Source organism: Pseudomonas brassicacearum (assembly GCF_918698105.1).
Taxonomy (GTDB): Bacteria; Pseudomonadota; Gammaproteobacteria; order Pseudomonadales; family Pseudomonadaceae; genus Aquipseudomonas; species Aquipseudomonas brassicacearum_F.
Genome location: NZ_CAKKMI010000009.1, coordinates 36464 through 52369, shown reverse-complemented (window position 1 = coordinate 52369; position 15906 = coordinate 36464). Strand labels below are relative to the sequence as shown.

At 62.2% G+C, this 15906-nt stretch carries 15 protein-coding genes; 14 read left to right on the top strand and 1 reads right to left on the bottom strand.

Annotated elements, in window-relative coordinates; genetic code table 11:
• The 10 genes from nuoE (at nt 1) to nuoN (ending at nt 11987) form a co-directional block, all read left to right on the top strand.
• Nucleotides 1-498 carry an NADH-quinone oxidoreductase subunit NuoE gene (nuoE, locus tag LQ215_RS05855; protein ID WP_214912768.1) on the top strand — a complete coding sequence of 166 codons (498 nt, stop codon included), beginning with the start codon at nt 1-3 and terminating at the stop codon, nt 496-498.
• The gene (gene nuoF / locus LQ215_RS05850; protein ID WP_230147884.1) at nt 495-1853 is read left to right on the top strand and encodes an NADH-quinone oxidoreductase subunit NuoF; all 1359 of its coding nucleotides are present in this window, start codon (nt 495-497) and stop codon (nt 1851-1853) included. The genes nuoE and nuoF overlap by 4 nt, the downstream gene beginning before the upstream one ends.
• Before the next feature lie 139 nt (nt 1854-1992).
• The gene (gene nuoG / locus LQ215_RS05845; protein ID WP_230147881.1) at nt 1993-4707 is read left to right on the top strand and encodes an NADH-quinone oxidoreductase subunit NuoG; all 2715 of its coding nucleotides are present in this window, start codon (nt 1993-1995) and stop codon (nt 4705-4707) included.
• Entirely contained in the window at nt 4704-5711 is a 1008-nt protein-coding gene (gene nuoH / locus LQ215_RS05840) for an NADH-quinone oxidoreductase subunit NuoH (protein ID WP_230147880.1), read from the top strand. Before nuoG ends, nuoH begins: the two co-directional genes overlap by 4 nt.
• Nucleotides 5712-5722: 11 nt before the next feature.
• Nucleotides 5723-6271 (top strand): NADH-quinone oxidoreductase subunit NuoI, encoded by a 549-nt coding sequence (nuoI, locus tag LQ215_RS05835; RefSeq protein ID WP_003180051.1) that lies wholly within the window; start codon nt 5723-5725, stop codon nt 6269-6271.
• Between the two features lie 9 nt (nt 6272-6280).
• On the top strand, nt 6281-6781 hold the full coding sequence (gene nuoJ / locus LQ215_RS05830; RefSeq protein ID WP_003203382.1) for an NADH-quinone oxidoreductase subunit J: 501 nt from the start codon (nt 6281-6283) through the stop codon (nt 6779-6781).
• A 4-nt stretch (nt 6782-6785) separates the two neighbouring features.
• A complete protein-coding gene (gene nuoK, locus LQ215_RS05825) occupies nt 6786-7094 on the top strand; it encodes an NADH-quinone oxidoreductase subunit NuoK (RefSeq protein WP_003180046.1) in 309 nt (102 codons plus the stop codon).
• Nucleotides 7091-8944, top strand: coding sequence for an NADH-quinone oxidoreductase subunit L (gene nuoL / locus LQ215_RS05820; RefSeq protein WP_230147878.1), 1854 nt, complete (start codon nt 7091-7093; stop codon nt 8942-8944). The genes nuoK and nuoL overlap by 4 nt, the downstream gene beginning before the upstream one ends.
• Nucleotides 8945-8983: 39 nt before the next feature.
• Entirely contained in the window at nt 8984-10516 is a 1533-nt protein-coding gene (gene nuoM / locus LQ215_RS05815) for an NADH-quinone oxidoreductase subunit M (RefSeq protein WP_014337671.1), read from the top strand.
• 7 nt (nt 10517-10523) lie between these two features.
• Nucleotides 10524-11987, top strand: a complete 1464-nt coding sequence (gene nuoN / locus LQ215_RS05810; RefSeq protein ID WP_003203388.1) for an NADH-quinone oxidoreductase subunit NuoN — start codon at nt 10524-10526, stop codon at nt 11985-11987.
• A gap of 121 nt (nt 11988-12108) precedes the next feature.
• Here nuoN and LQ215_RS05805 read toward each other — a convergent pair whose 3' ends face one another.
• On the bottom strand, nt 12109-12663 hold the full coding sequence (locus LQ215_RS05805) for a TetR/AcrR family transcriptional regulator (protein ID WP_230147876.1): 555 nt from the start codon (nt 12661-12663) through the stop codon (nt 12109-12111).
• A gap of 126 nt (nt 12664-12789) precedes the next feature.
• Between LQ215_RS05805 and LQ215_RS05800 the strand changes: the two genes are divergently transcribed.
• The 4 genes from LQ215_RS05800 to LQ215_RS05785 all read left to right on the top strand — a co-directional run bounded on the left by LQ215_RS05800 (nt 12790) and on the right by LQ215_RS05785 (nt 15866).
• On the top strand, nt 12790-13434 hold the full coding sequence (locus LQ215_RS05800) for a DJ-1/PfpI family protein (protein WP_230147874.1): 645 nt from the start codon (nt 12790-12792) through the stop codon (nt 13432-13434).
• Between the two features lie 23 nt (nt 13435-13457).
• On the top strand, nt 13458-13988 hold the full coding sequence (locus tag LQ215_RS05795; protein ID WP_230147872.1) for a DUF2867 domain-containing protein: 531 nt from the start codon (nt 13458-13460) through the stop codon (nt 13986-13988).
• A 93-nt stretch (nt 13989-14081) separates the two neighbouring features.
• Nucleotides 14082-15191: an NAD(P)/FAD-dependent oxidoreductase gene (locus tag LQ215_RS05790; RefSeq protein WP_230147870.1), complete on the top strand. Its 1110-nt coding sequence runs from the start codon at nt 14082-14084 to the stop codon at nt 15189-15191.
• A 198-nt stretch (nt 15192-15389) separates the two neighbouring features.
• Nucleotides 15390-15866 carry a hemerythrin domain-containing protein gene (locus LQ215_RS05785; RefSeq protein WP_230147868.1) on the top strand — a complete coding sequence of 159 codons (477 nt, stop codon included), beginning with the start codon at nt 15390-15392 and terminating at the stop codon, nt 15864-15866.
• The last annotated feature ends 40 nt before the right edge of the window (nt 15867-15906 follow it).

The following is a 15906-nucleotide window of genomic DNA, read 5'->3' as shown; positions in this document are numbered from 1 at the left end:
ATGAATAGCACGCTTATCCAGACAGACCGTTTCGCCCTGAGCGAAACCGAGCGCTCGGCCATCGAGCACGAGCTGCATCACTACGAAGACCCGCGCGCGGCGTCGATCGAAGCCCTGAAGATCGTCCAGAAGGAACGTGGCTGGGTGCCTGACGGCGCGCTCTACGCCATCGGCGAGATCCTCGGCATCCCGGCCAGCGACGTCGAAGGCGTGGCCACCTTCTATAGCCAGATTTTCCGCCAGCCAGTGGGCCGCCACATCATTCGTGTCTGCGACAGCATGGTCTGCTACATCGGTGGCCACGAATCGGTGGTCGGCGAGCTCCAGAACAAGCTGGGCATCGGCCTGGGCCAGACCACCGCCGACGGTCGCTTCACCCTGCTGCCGGTGTGCTGCCTGGGTAACTGCGACAAGGCGCCAGCGCTGATGATCGACGACGACACCTTCGGTGACGTCCAGCCTGACGGCGTCGCCAAACTGCTGGAGGGCTACGTATGACCCTTACTTCCTTCGGGCCCGCCAACCGCATCCAGCGTTCGGCCGAAACCCATCCCCTGACCTGGCGTCTGCGTGACGACGGCGAAGCGGTATGGCTGGACGAGTACCAGGCCAAGAACGGCTACGCCGCCGCGCGCAAGGCGTTCGCCGACATGGCCGGCGACGACATCGTCCAGACCGTGAAAGACTCCGGCCTCAAGGGCCGCGGCGGCGCGGGTTTCCCCACGGGTGTGAAGTGGGGCCTGATGCCCAAGGACGAATCCATCAACATCCGCTACCTGCTGTGCAACGCGGATGAAATGGAGCCCAACACCTGGAAGGACCGCATGCTGATGGAGCAACTGCCCCATCTGCTGATCGAAGGCATGCTGATCAGCGCCCGCGCGCTGAAAACCTACCGTGGCTATATCTTCCTGCGTGGCGAATACACCACCGCCGCCAAGCACTTGAACCGTGCCGTGGAAGAAGCCAAGGCCGCAGGCCTGCTGGGCAAGAACATCCTGGGCAGCGGCTTCGATTTCGAGCTGTTCGTCCACACCGGTGCCGGGCGCTATATCTGCGGTGAAGAAACCGCGCTGATCAACTCCCTGGAAGGTCGTCGCGCCAACCCACGTTCCAAGCCGCCCTTCCCTGCCGCTGTCGGCGTGTGGGGCAAGCCGACCTGCGTGAACAACGTCGAGACCCTGTGCAACGTGCCGGCGATCATCGCCGACGGCGTGGACTGGTACAAATCCCTAGCCCGCGCCGGCAGCGAAGACATGGGCACCAAGCTCATGGGCTTCTCCGGCAAGGTCAAGAACCCTGGCCTGTGGGAACTGCCGTTCGGCGTCACCGGCCGCGAGCTGTTCGAAGACTATGCCGGCGGCATGCGCGACGGCTACACGCTCAAGTGCTGGCAGCCTGGCGGCGCCGGTACCGGGTTCCTGTTGCCGGAACACCTGGACGCCCAAATGTACGCCGGCGGCATCGCCAAGGTCGGCACCCGCATGGGCACCGGCCTGGCCATGGCGGTGGACGACAGCGTCAACATGGTCTCGCTGCTGCGCAACATGGAAGAGTTCTTCTCCCGTGAGTCGTGCGGTTTCTGCACCCCTTGCCGCGATGGCCTGCCCTGGAGCGTCAAGCTGCTGCGGGCCCTTGAAAACGGCGAAGGCCAGGCCGGCGACATCGAGACCCTGCTGGGTCTGGTGGGTTTCCTCGGCCCAGGCAAGACCTTCTGTGCTCACGCACCGGGTGCCGTGGAGCCGTTGGGCAGCGCGATCAAATACTTCCGCCCTGAGTTCGAGGCCGGCATCGCGCCAACCCGCGCGGGCGACCTCAATCAGGTGGTCACGCCGACCATGGTCGGCGCGTAACGACGCTTTGAAAGGCGCAGGGTCCGTGCCCTGCGCCTTCGTCCGATGACGCCTTTTACCAGGCTGTTTGGATTCGGACGAATAACAAGATTCCATTAGCCACGCCCGCTGACACCGGGCCAACGAAGAACTTTGAACCATGGCCACTATCCACGTAGACGGCAAAGAGCTCGAAGTCGATGGCGCAGACAACCTGTTACAGGCATGTCTGTCGCTGGGCCTCGACATTCCTTATTTCTGCTGGCACCCCGCCCTTGGCAGCGTTGGCGCTTGTCGCCAGTGCGCGGTCAAGCAGTACACCGACGAAAACGACAAGCGTGGTCGGATCGTCATGTCCTGCATGACCCCTGCCACCGACGGCAGCTGGATCTCCATCGACGACGAAGAAGCGAAAGTGTTTCGCGCCAGCGTCGTCGAATGGCTGATGACCAACCACCCTCACGACTGCCCGGTCTGTGAGGAAGGCGGCCACTGCCACCTGCAAGACATGACGGTGATGACCGGCCACAACGAGCGCCGCTATCGCTTCACCAAGCGCACCCACCAGAACCAGGACCTCGGCCCGTTCATTTCCCACGAGATGAACCGCTGCATCGCCTGCTACCGCTGCGTGCGCTTCTACAAGGACTACGCCGGCGGCACCGACCTGGGCGTATTCGGTGCCCACGACAACGTTTACTTCGGTCGCGTTGAAGACGGCACCCTGGAAAGCGAGTTCTCCGGCAACCTCACCGAGGTCTGCCCGACCGGTGTGTTCACCGACAAGACTCACTCCGAGCGTTACAACCGCAAATGGGACATGCAGTTCTCGCCGAGCATCTGCCATGGCTGCTCCAGCGGTTGCAACATCTCCCCGGGCGAGCGCTACGGTGAACTGCGTCGCATCGAAAACCGCTTCAACGGTTCGGTGAACCAGTACTTCCTGTGTGACCGTGGCCGTTTCGGCTATGGCTACGTCAACCGCACGGATCGCCCACGCCAGCCGCTGCTGGCAAACGGTGCCAAGCTGAGCCTGGACCAAGCCCTGGACAAGGCCGCCGAGCTGCTGCGCGGTCGCAACATCGTCGGCATCGGTTCGCCACGGGCCAGCCTGGAAAGCAACTACGCGCTGCGTGAACTGGTCGGCGCCGAGCACTTCTACAGTGGCATCGAGGCCGGTGAGCTGGAACGTATCCGCCTGGTGCTGCAAGTGCTCAAGGACAGCCCGCTGCCCGTGCCGAACATGCGCGACATCGAAGACCACGACGCAGTGTTCGTCCTCGGTGAAGACCTGACCCAGACTGCCGCCCGCATGGCCCTGGCCCTGCGCCAGTCGGTCAAGGGCAAGGCCGAGGACATGGCCGACGCCATGCGCGTCCAGCCATGGCTCGACGCCGCCGTGAAGAACATCGGCCAGCACGCGCTGAACCCACTGTTCATCGCCAGCCTTGCTGAAACCAAGCTCGACGACGTGGCCGAGGAATGCGTCCACGCCGCCCCGGACGACCTGGCCCGCATCGGTTTCGCCGTGGCCCACGCCCTGGACGCCAGCGCCCCGGCCGTAGAAGGCCTGGACAGCGAAGCGGCCGCCCTGGCCCAACGCATCGCCGACGCCCTGCTGGCGGCCAAGCGTCCACTGATCATCGCCGGCACCTCGTTGGGTTCCAAGGCGCTGATCGAAGCCGCGGCCAACATCGCCAAGGCCTTGAAGCTGCGCGAGAAGAACGGTTCCATCAGCCTGATCGTGCCGGAAGCCAACAGCCTTGGCCTGGCCATGCTCGGTGGCGAATCGGTGGATGCGGCCCTGCAAGCGGTGATCGACGGCAGCGCCGACGCCATCGTGGTGCTGGAAAACGACCTCTACACCCGCACCGACAAGGCCAAGGTCGATGCCGCGCTGAACGCCGCGAAAGTGCTGATCGTCGCCGACCATCAGAAAACCGCCACCACCGACCGCGCCCACCTGGTGCTGCCGGCGGCGAGCTTCGCCGAAGGCGACGGTACGCTGGTCAGCCAGGAAGGTCGCGCCCAGCGCTTCTTCCAGGTCTTCGACCCGCAATACCTGGACGCCAGCATCCTGGTTCATGAAGGCTGGCGCTGGCTGCATGCCCTGCGCTCGACCCTGCTGGACCAGCCGATCGACTGGACGCAACTGGACCACGTTACCGCCGCTGTCGCTTCGAGCAGCCCGCAACTGGCCCGCATCGTCGACGCCGCACCGTCCGCCTCGTTCCGCATCAAAGGCCTGAAGCTGGCGCGCGAACCGCTGCGCTACTCCGGTCGCACCGCCATGCGCGCCGACATCAGCGTCCACGAACCGCGCACCTCCCAGGACAACGACACCGCGTTCTCGTTCTCCATGGAAGGCTACTCGGGCTCGACCGAACCACGTTCCCAGGTGCCATTCGCCTGGTCGCCGGGCTGGAACTCGCCGCAAGCCTGGAACAAGTTCCAGGACGAAGTCGGTGGTCACCTGCGTGCCGGTGACCCGGGCACCCGCCTGATCGAAAGCCAGGGCGATCGCCTGAGCTGGTTCGCCAGCGTGCCGCGCGCCTTCAACCCGGCACCGGGCACCTGGCAGGTCGTGCCGTTCCATCACCTGTTCGGCAGCGAAGAGAACTCTTCCAAGGCCGCACCGGTGCAGGAACGCATCCCGGCCGCCTACGTGTCGCTGGCCAAGTCCGAAGCCGACCGCCTGGGCGTTAACGACGGTGCCCTGCTGAGCCTGAACGTGGCCGGCCAGACCTTGCGTCTGCCACTGCGCATCAATGAAGAACTGGGCGCCGGCCTGGTGGCCCTGCCGGCCGGCCTGGCAGGCATCCCGCCAGCGATTTTCGGCAAAACCGTCGACGGTCTGCAGGAGGCAGCGCAATGAGCTGGTTCACCCCTGAAGTGATCGCTGTGATCCTGACGGTCCTCAAGGCCATCGTGATCCTGCTGGCCGTGGTGGTCGCAGGCGCACTGTTGAGCTTCGTCGAACGTCGCCTGCTGGGCTGGTGGCAGGACCGCTACGGTCCGAACCGCGTCGGCCCATTCGGCATGTTCCAGATCGCCGCTGACATGATCAAGATGTTCTTCAAGGAAGACTGGACGCCGCCGTTTGCCGACAAGGTGATCTTCACCCTGGCACCGGTGGTGGCCATGAGCGCCTTGCTGATCGCCTTCGCGATCATCCCGATCACCCCGACCTGGGGCGTGGCGGACCTGAACATCGGCCTGCTGTTCTTCTTCGCCATGGCTGGCCTGTCGGTGTATGCGGTGCTGTTCGCCGGCTGGTCGAGCAACAACAAGTTCGCCCTGCTGGGCAGCCTGCGGGCCTCGGCCCAGACCGTGTCCTACGAAGTGTTCATGGGCCTGTCGCTCATGGGCATCGTGATCCAGGCCGGCTCGTTCAACATGCGCGACATCGTCGAGTACCAGGCACAGAACCTGTGGTTCATCATTCCGCAGTTCTTCGGTTTCTGTACCTTCTTCATCGCGGGCGTAGCCGTGACTCACCGTCACCCCTTCGACCAGCCGGAAGCGGAGCAGGAACTGGCCGACGGTTACCACATTGAATATGCCGGCATGAAATGGGGCATGTTCTTCGTCGGTGAATACATCGGCATCATCCTGATCTCGGCGCTGCTGGTAACGCTGTTCTTCGGTGGCTGGCACGGTCCGTTCGGCATCCTGCCGCAACTGTCCTTCGTCTGGTTCGCCCTGAAGACCGCGTTCTTCATCATGCTGTTCGTCCTGCTGCGCGCCTCGATCCCGCGCCCACGCTACGACCAGGTGATGGACTTCAGCTGGAAATTCTGCCTGCCGCTGACCCTGATCAACATGCTGGTGACCGCTGCGATCGTTTTGATGAACGCGCCTGCGGCCGCGGTTCAGTGAGGATTTGACCCATGTTCAAATATATTGGCGACATCGTTAAGGGTACCGGTACCCAACTGCGAAGCCTGGTCATGATCTTCGGCCATGGCTTTCGCAAGCGTGACACCCTGCAATACCCGGAAGAGCCGGTCTACCTGGCTCCACGCTATCGTGGCCGCATCGTCCTGACCCGCGACCCCGACGGCGAAGAGCGCTGCGTGGCCTGCAACCTGTGCGCCGTGGCGTGCCCGGTGGGTTGCATCTCGTTGCAGAAAGCTGAAACCGAAGACGGTCGCTGGTACCCGGACTTCTTCCGTATCAACTTCTCGCGCTGCATTTTCTGCGGCCTCTGCGAGGAAGCCTGCCCGACCACCGCGATCCAGCTCACGCCGGATTTCGAAATGGCCGAGTTCAAACGTCAGGACCTGGTGTACGAGAAAGAAGATCTGCTGATTTCCGGTCCCGGTAAAAACCCTGATTACAACTTCTATCGTGTTGCAGGTATGGCCATTGCCGGTAAGCCAAAAGGCGCCGCGCAGAACGAAGCCGAACCGATCAACGTGAAGAGCTTGCTGCCTTAAGGAAGAAAGATGGAATTCGCTTTCTATTTCGCATCGGGTATCGCGGTGGTGTCCACGCTTCGTGTGGTCACCAACACCAACCCCGTGCACGCCCTGCTCTACCTGATCATTTCGCTGATCGCCGTGGCCATGACTTTCTTTGCCCTCGGCGCGCCGTTCGCCGGTGCCCTGGAAGTGATCGCCTACGCCGGCGCCATCATGGTGCTGTTCGTGTTCGTGGTAATGATGCTCAACCTCGGCCCGGCCGCGGTCCAGCAGGAGCGCTCCTGGCTCAAGCCCGGCATCTGGGCGGGACCGGTGATCCTGTCCGCCCTGCTGCTGGGTGAACTGCTGTATGTGCTGTTCGCTCACCAGAGCGGCCAGGCCATCGGCCACACCACCGTAGACGCCAAGGCCGTGGGCATCAGCCTGTTCGGTCCGTACCTGCTGGTGGTCGAACTCGCCTCGATGCTGCTGCTTGCCGCAGCCGTCACGGCGTTCCATTTGGGCCGTAACGAGGCGAAGGAGTAATCACATGCCTGCTATCCCTCTCGAGCATGGTCTGGCGGTTGCCGGCATCCTGTTCTGCCTCGGTCTGGTTGGCCTGATGGTCCGCCGCAACATTCTGTTCGTGCTGATGAGCCTGGAGGTCATGATGAATGCCTCCGCCCTGGCTTTCATCGTCGCGGGCGCTCGCTGGGCGCAGCCGGATGGACAGATCATGTTCATCCTGGTGATCAGCCTGGCAGCCGCCGAGGCCAGTATCGGCCTGGCGATCCTGTTGCAGCTGTATCGCCGCTTCCACACCCTCGACATTGACGCTGCCAGCGAGATGCGCGGATGAACCTTCTCTTCCTGACTTTCGTATTCCCCCTCATCGGTTTCCTGCTGCTGTCGTTCTCCCGTGGACGCTGGTCGGAAAACCTGTCGGCGCTGGTTGGCGTGGGTTCCATCGGCCTGTCTGCCATCGTCACGGCCTACGTGATCTGGCAATTCAACGTCGCCCCACCGGAAGGTGGCAGGTACGTGCAGGTGCTGTGGCAGTGGATGGCCGTTGAAGGCTTCACGCCGAACTTCGCCCTCTACCTGGACGGCCTGTCGGTGACCATGCTCGGCGTGGTGGTCGGCGTGGGTTTCCTGATCCACTTGTTCGCCTCCTGGTACATGCGCGGTGAAGCCGGTTACTCGCGCTTCTTCGCCTACACCAACCTGTTCATCGCCAGCATGCTGTTCCTGGTGCTCGGCGATAACCTGTTGTTCCTGTACTTCGGCTGGGAAGGCGTGGGCCTGTGCTCGTACCTGTTGATCGGTTTCTACTACAGCAACCGCAACAACGGGAATGCTGCACTCAAGGCGTTCATCGTCACCCGGATCGGCGACGTGTTCATGGCCATCGGCCTGTTCATCCTGTTCCAGCAACTGGGCACGCTGAATATCCAGGAACTGCTGGTCAAGGCACCCGAGCACTTCAAGGTCGGTGACTTCTGGATCGTCCTGGCGACCCTGATGCTGCTGGGCGGCGCCGTCGGTAAATCCGCGCAACTGCCGCTGCAGACCTGGTTGGCGGACGCGATGGCCGGCCCTACCCCGGTCTCGGCACTGATCCACGCCGCGACCATGGTGACCGCCGGTGTCTACCTGATCGCCCGCACCCACGGCCTGTTCGCCCTGGCGCCGGACATCCTGCACCTGGTCGGCATCGTCGGCGGCGTGACCCTGGTACTGGCCGGTTTTGCCGCTCTGGTACAGACCGACATCAAGCGCATCCTCGCCTACTCGACCATGAGCCAGATCGGCTACATGTTCCTGGCCCTGGGCGTTGGTGCCTGGGAAGGCGCGATCTTCCACCTGATGACCCACGCCTTCTTCAAGGCGCTGCTGTTCCTTGCTTCCGGTGCGGTGATCGTTGCCTGCCACCACGAGCAGAACATCTTCAAGATGGGCGGCCTGTGGAAGAAACTGCCGTTGGCCTATGCCAGCTTCATCGTTGGCGGCGCGGCCCTCGCGGCCCTGCCCCTGGTCACCGCCGGCTTCTACTCCAAGGACGAGATCCTCTGGGAAGCGTTCGCCAGCGGTAACCAGGCACTGCTTTATGCCGGCCTGGTGGGTGCGTTCATGACCTCGCTGTACACCTTCCGCCTGATCTTCATCGCCTTCCACGGTGAAGCCAAGACCCAAGCCCATGCCGGCCATGGCATTGCCCACTGGCTGCCACTGTCGGTGCTGATCGTGCTGTCGACCTTCGTCGGCGCCATGATCACCCCACCGCTGGCCGATGTGCTGCCGCAAAGCGTCGGCCATGCCGGCGGCGAAGCCAAGCACAGCCTGGAAATCGCCTCGGGTGCCATCGCCCTGGCGGGTATCCTGCTGGCCGCCCTGCTGTTCCTGGGCAAGCGTCGTTTCGTCACGGCGATCGCCAACAGCGGCATCGGGCGATTCCTTTCGGCCTGGTGGTTCGCCGCCTGGGGCTTCGACTGGATCTACGACAAACTGTTCGTCAAGCCATACCTTGCGATCAGCCACATTCTGCGCAAAGACCCGCTCGACCAGACCATTGGCCTGATCCCGCGCATGGCCAAGGGCGGCCACACTGCCCTGAGCCGTACCGAGACCGGTCAACTGCGTTGGTATGCGGCTTCCATGGCGGCTGGCGCCGTGCTGGTTATCGGCGCCATCGTGCTGGTAGCGGTCTGATATGAACCTTGCGAACTTGCGAAAGGAAACGAGCCCGTCATGATTCTGCCCTGGCTAATCCTGATCCCCTTCATCGGCGGCCTGCTGTGCTGGATCGCGGAGCGCTCCAGCTCCACGCTCCCGCGCTGGATTGCGCTGCTGACCATGTCCCTGGAACTCGCGCTCGGCCTCTGGCTGTGGGCGACCGGCGACTATTCATTTGCTCCGGCACCTGGCGCCGATCCAACCTGGGCGCTTGAATTCAAGCACGTCTGGATCGCGCGCTTCGGCATCAGCGTGCACCTGGCCCTCGACGGCCTGTCGCTGCTGATGATCCTGCTGACCGGCCTGCTGGGTATCCTCTCGGTACTCTGCTCCTGGAAAGAGATCCAGCGTCACGTGGGCTTCTTCCACTTGAACCTGATGTGGATCCTGGGCGGCGTCATCGGCGTGTTCCTGGCGCTGGACCTGTTCATGTTCTTCTTCTTCTGGGAAATGATGCTGGTGCCGATGTACTTCCTCATCGCGCTCTGGGGTCACAGTTCTTCGGACGGCAAGAAAACCCGGATCTACGCGGCGACCAAGTTCTTCATCTTCACCCAGGCTTCCGGCCTGATCATGTTGGTGGCGATCCTTGGCCTGGTGCTGGTCAACTTCAACAACACCGGCGTGATTACCTTCAACTACGCCGACCTGTTGAAAGTGCAGATGTCCAAGACCACCGAGTACGTGCTGATGCTCGGCTTCTTCATCGCCTTCGCGGTGAAGCTGCCGGTGGTGCCGTTCCACTCCTGGCTGCCGGATGCGCACGCCCAGGCGCCGACCGCAGGTTCCGTGGACCTGGCCGGTATCTTGCTCAAGACCGCGGCCTACGGCCTGCTGCGCTTTGCCCTGCCGCTGTTCCCCAATGCGTCGGCCGAGTTCGCGCCGATCGCCATGACCCTGGGCCTGATCGGGATTTTCTACGGTGCGTTCCTGGCGTTCGCCCAGACCGACATCAAGCGCCTGATCGCGTTCTCCAGCGTTTCGCACATGGGCTTCGTGCTGATCGGGATCTACTCCGGCAGCCAGCTCGCCCTGCAAGGCGCGGTGATCCAGATGTTGGCTCACGGCCTGTCGGCGGCGGCGCTGTTTATCCTCAGCGGCCAGTTGTACGAGCGCCTGCACACCCGGGACATGCGTGAGATGGGCGGCATCTGGTCGCGCATTGCCTACCTGCCGGCCATCAGCCTGTTCTTCGCAGCCGCTTCCCTGGGCCTGCCAGGCACTGGCAACTTCGTCGGCGAGTTCCTGATCCTGATCGGCACGTTCGCCAGCGCTCCGTGGATCACCGCCATCGCCACTTCCGGCCTGGTGTTCGGTTCGGTCTACTCGCTGATCATGATCCACCGTGCCTACTTCGGCCCGACCAAGTCGGACGAAGTGCTGCGTGGCATGGACGGTCGCGAACTGATCATGGTGCTCGGCCTTGCGGTGCTGCTGGTTTACCTCGGCGTTTTCCCGCAACCGTTCCTCGACACCTCTGCCGCCACGATGCATGGCGTGCAGCAGTGGCTCGGCACCGCCTTCTCTCAACTCGCTTCGGCCCGGTAAGAGCGCTATGGAATTCACGATTCAACACTTTATCGCGCTTGCGCCGCTGTTGATCACCAGCGCCACGATCATCGTGGTGATGCTGGCGATCGCCTGGCGGCGCAATCACTCACAGACCTTCCTGCTGTCGGTGGCGGGGCTGAACCTGGCCCTGCTGTCGATCTTGCCGGCCCTGAAAGTCGCGCCACTGGCGGTCACCCCGCTGATCCAGATCGACAGCTTCGCCTGCCTGTACATGGCGCTGATCCTGGTCGCCACCCTGGCCTGCGTCACCCTCGCCCACGCCTACCTCGGCGATGGCGGTTCGGGTTACCCGGGCAACCGCGAAGAACTGTACCTGCTGATCCTGATGGCCGCCGCCGGTGGCCTGGTCCTGGTCAGCGCGCAGCACCTGGCCAGCCTGTTCATCGGCCTGGAACTGCTGTCGGTACCGGTCTACGGCCTGGTGGCCTACGCCTTCTTCAACAAGCGCTCCCTGGAAGCCGGCATCAAGTACATGGTGCTGTCGGCGGCCGGTTCCGCGTTCCTGTTGTTCGGTATGGCCCTGCTCTACGCCGAAGCCGGCACCCTGAGCTTCGTCGGCATCGGCCAGGCCCTGGCGGCCACCGGCCTGCCTAGCCCGATCGCGCAACTGGGCCTGGGGATGATGCTGATCGGCCTGGCGTTCAAGCTGTCGCTGGTACCGTTCCACCTCTGGACCCCGGACGTCTACGAAGGCGCCCCGGCGCCAGTGGCGGCGTTCCTGGCCACCGCGTCGAAAGTGGCGGTGTTCGCGGTCATGGTGCGCCTGTTCCAGATATCGCCAGTGGCCAGCAGCGGTGTGCTGAGCAACGTACTGACCATCATCGCCATCGCGTCGATCCTGTTCGGTAACCTGCTGGCGCTGACCCAGAGCAACCTCAAGCGTCTGCTGGGTTACTCATCCATCGCCCACTTCGGCTACCTGCTGATCGCCCTGATCGCCAGCAAAGGCCTGGCCGTGGAAGCCATCGGCGTGTACCTGGTCACCTACGTGATCACCAGCCTCGGCGCCTTCGGTGTGATCACCCTGATGTCCTCGCCGTACAACGGCCGCGACGCCGACGCCCTGTACGAATACCGCGGCCTGTTCTGGCGCCGTCCGTACCTGACCGCCGTGCTGACCGTGATGATGCTGTCCCTGGCCGGCATCCCGCTGACCGCCGGCTTCATCGGCAAGTTCTACATCATCGCCACCGGCGTCGAGGCTCACCAATGGTGGCTGGTCGGCTCCCTGGTGCTGGGCAGTGCCATCGGCGTGTTCTACTACCTGCGCGTCATGGTCACCTTGTACCTGATGGAACCGAACCTGCGTCGCCACGACGCCGAGTTGCACTGGGAACAGAAGGCAGGCGGTGTGATGCTGCTGGCCATCGCCGTACTGGCGTTCTTCCTCGGTGTATACCCGCAGCCGTTGCTGACCCTGGTTCAGCAGGCTGGCTTGACGGGCTGATCGTGTAGCGGTAGATCGTAGAAAACAGAAACGGCACCTTTGGGTGCCGTTTTTTTTGGCCAGTGCCATGGACGGTAGCCCTGGAACACTATTTATTCAGTTACCCGATTTAGCTTATGACTCAGCTCCGCCACGGTGGCAGCGCCCCTTCGAAAAGTGAAAAGGCTCGATGCAGGAAACGGTTGAAGCGAACGGCATCACGCCGCAACCCTGCCTGCTGACCACCAATCAGGCACAGATGGGCCATTTGACCCATCACTTCTGCTTGCCCTGGCATATGGGCCACGCGGCGGCAGGTCCGTATCGCGAAGTCCAGTCGTCTTGTGTCGACACGCTGTTGAAACTCGCCTACCAACGGATCGTGCAGCGACCAGGCTCGGATGGAAACTTCCCGCCCAGGTTGTTTCTCAGCGGCAATACTCAAATAGCGTTTCAGGATTTCGCCCGCGCTACTGCCCTGCCCCGCATAAGCGAGCATGCGCTCGGTGTAGTCTTCTTCCCAAGCGGCCAGCAAAGTGCGGACAAAATCTTCGCGATTGCGGAAATGGTGATAGAACGATCCGCGGGTCACATTCAATCGGCGCGATAGACTCTCGGCCGAAACGCCGGTATGCCCTGTTTGGTCGAGGGCCTCAAAACCCGCCGCGATCCAATGGTTACGCGTTAATTTTTTCACCGGTCATTTCGCTCCCTATTTGGCGCCATACAGACTGTGTATGGTGCGTAACCGATCGGTACGCTGCGAACACCAGCAAAGATGGCCGTTGCGTTTTGCACGCCAGCACTTTTCATGGAGTTCGCCTTGAAGAAAATCGTTCTGGTTGCTTTCGACCAATTCACTGATATCGACCTGTTCCTGATGTGGGACATCTTAGGCCGCAACACTGAGGACTGGCACGTCCGAATATTGGGTTCCAGCGCTATCGTGCGATCGGCGCACGGCCTGCCTGTTTCGGTACACGGTCCGCTTTGCGAGGCCAACAGTGCCGATGCGGTATTGTTCGTCAGCGGCAAGGAAGGGATACCCGCTGCACTGGCCGCCCCGGATTTCCTGCCGTCGTTCGAACTTGACGCCCGGCGCCAGCGAATCGGCTCCATATGCGCCGGAGCTTTCATTCTCGAACGGCTTGGGCTGCTCAGCGGCCGAGCCACCACCCACCCGGATGCACGATCGAGCTTGCAAGCGCTGGGACTTGAGTCCATGGACCAACCTCTTGTATGCCAGGGAAACGTTGCAACCGCTGGCGGATGCCTTTCGGCGCTCTATCTGGTGGGGTGGTTGGTTGAATCCTGGTTCGATGCCGACAAGCGCCGTGCGACGTTGCTCCCTGTTCTACCGGCTGGGCAGCAAGCGCTCTATGATGCCTTGATCGGGCTCAGTATCCGACAAGGAGAAGTGGGCGCCGCCCAACAAGAAACGCGACATGGCATGTCGTCTAATTGGTAGTTAGGACTCAGGAGAGCCCCCCGATGCCCCGCGAATTTGAGATTATTATGGCCGTGCCAGTCCCCTCGAGGTCCGGCATCACCCACCTTTACCAGTCGATGAACCTGGCGGACGCTTTTGCGATTCGGCTTCCTGCGGGCACATCCAGCAATCCAGATTTGCTGGCTCGATTCATCTTTTCCCACCAGCCATCCTGGATCGGATGGCTCCTGAAAGTCCGAGACACTGTCGTTGCCTGTTTTGGTCTCAAGACCGCCAAGCATTTGGCAACCCTGGCTAATCGGGTAGGTGTCTTCAAGGTCTACAACACGAACCCGACTGAAATCGTGTTGGGAGAGGACGACAAGCACCTCGACTTCCGGATATCGATCCTGTGTTCTGGAGAGGCAGAGCCAGAAGGCAATCGCCAACTGGTTCTTTCAACCGTGGTCCACTGCCACAACCGTCTAGGCCGGGCCTACATCTTCGTTATTGCCCCATTCCACCGCTTGGTTGTCAAAGCCAGCCTCCTGCGTGCAGCACGCGTCGGTTGGCCTCTGGCTACCAGCCCCTGAGGCTGAGAGCGCTGTATGGCCCACGCTACATCCACTTCCCAAGCAGGGCTATCCTCAACCCGTCAACCTGCAAGCCCTGAAGGAGGAACAACGTTGAGCGTCGATATCGAATGCGTCGTCGTGGGCGCGGGGGTCGTCGGCCTTGCCGTGGCACGGGAAATGGCTCAGGCCGGTCATGAAGTGCTGGTGATCGAAGCCGCCGAAGCCATCGGCATGGGCATCAGCTCGCGCAACTCCGAAGTCATCCATGCGGGCATCTATTATCCGCCAGGCAGTCTCAAGGCGCAGTTGTGCGTCGAAGGTCGACACCGGTTGTACACCTTTTGTGAAAGCCACGGCGTCGCCACCCGCCGGCTCGGCAAGTTGATCGTTGCCACGGATCAAGCGCAGGTGGCCGGACTCGAAACATTGCTTGAGCGGGGCTTGATGAACGGCGTGGATGACCTGCGCCTGCTCGATCAACAACAGGCGTTGGCATTGGAACCGGCCCTGGCCTGTGTCGCCGCGCTGTATTCACCTTCCACCGGTATCGTCGATTCCCACGCTCTGATGCTGGCCTTGCTCGGTGACGCCGAAGCGGCCGGGGCGAACATTGCCTTCCACACGCCTTTGCTGGGCGCTCGCGTCATCACTGGGGGGTTCATGCTGGAATTGGGCGGCACGGCGCAGATGACCTTGTCCTGTCGCCTGCTGATCAACGCCGCCGGCCTCCAGGCACCGGCCCTCGCCCGCCGCATCGAAGGCCTGGAGATGCAATCGGTGCCCGAGGACTTTTTGTGCAAGGGCAACTACTTCAGCCTTGCCGGGCGAGCACCGTTCCGGCACTTGGTCTACCCCGCCCCGGAAGCCGCCGGCCTGGGCATCCACATGACGCTGGACCTGGCCGGCCAGGCGCGTTTCGGCCCGGACACCGAATGGGTCGAGTGCGAGGACTACCGAGTCGACCCGGCCCGGGCCGAAGCGTTTTACCCGGCGATCCGCAATTATTGGCCGGGCCTGCCGGACCAGAGCCTGCAACCGGCCTACAGCGGCATCCGCCCGAAGATCTCCGCCCCCGGCAAAGCGGCCCGCGACTTTGTCATCAGCGGCGATGCCGAACACCAGGTGCCAGGGTTGATCAACCTGCTCGGGATCGAGTCGCCCGGGCTGACGTCCTGCCTGGCAATCGCCAGCCGGGTCCGGCAACGGATCGAAAACGCCTAGCCACCAGCGCAAAGTGCAACGCGTTTTGCCCCCCGCTCATGCAGCTTGCACGACGCCGGAAATTATTAGCGTTTCAACTCATTGTTTTTAAAGTGTTTTAAATCGATCGTCGACTGGCACAACTGATGCAATTGAGCTCTTACGCGGCGCAGGCGTTTCCAAGCCCGTCCGCATCCGTGTATTGCCGAGGAGCTACCCATGAATGCCATCGATCTGTTGAAAGCCGACCACGAACGCGTCAAAGCCATCCTGACTCAACTGAGCGAGTCGACCGAACGCGCCGTGAAAAAACGCACCGACCTGTTGGCGAAACTGGAAATGGAAATTTCCATCCACACCCGCCTGGAAGAAGAAATTCTTTATCCGGCTTTCAAGCAGGCCGGTGGCAAGGACGAGGCCGAAATGTATTACGAGGCCAAGGAAGAACACCGTACCGTCGACTCGCTGGTGCTGCCAGACCTGAAAACCACTGATCCGACCCAGCCGGAATTCGCTGGCCGGGTGAAAGTGGTCAAGGAACTGCTTGAGCACCACATCGAGGAAGAAGAAAAGGAAATGTTCCCCCAGGCGAAAAAACTGCTGGGCAAGGCAAAGCTCGATGCCTTGGGTGCAGACATGGAAACCATGAAAGCGCAGTATAAAAAAGAACTGAGCAGCGCTAATCTCGCCGCCTGATCAAAGCGCCGTGGATGCTTCAGCCGTCATGTGACGGCTG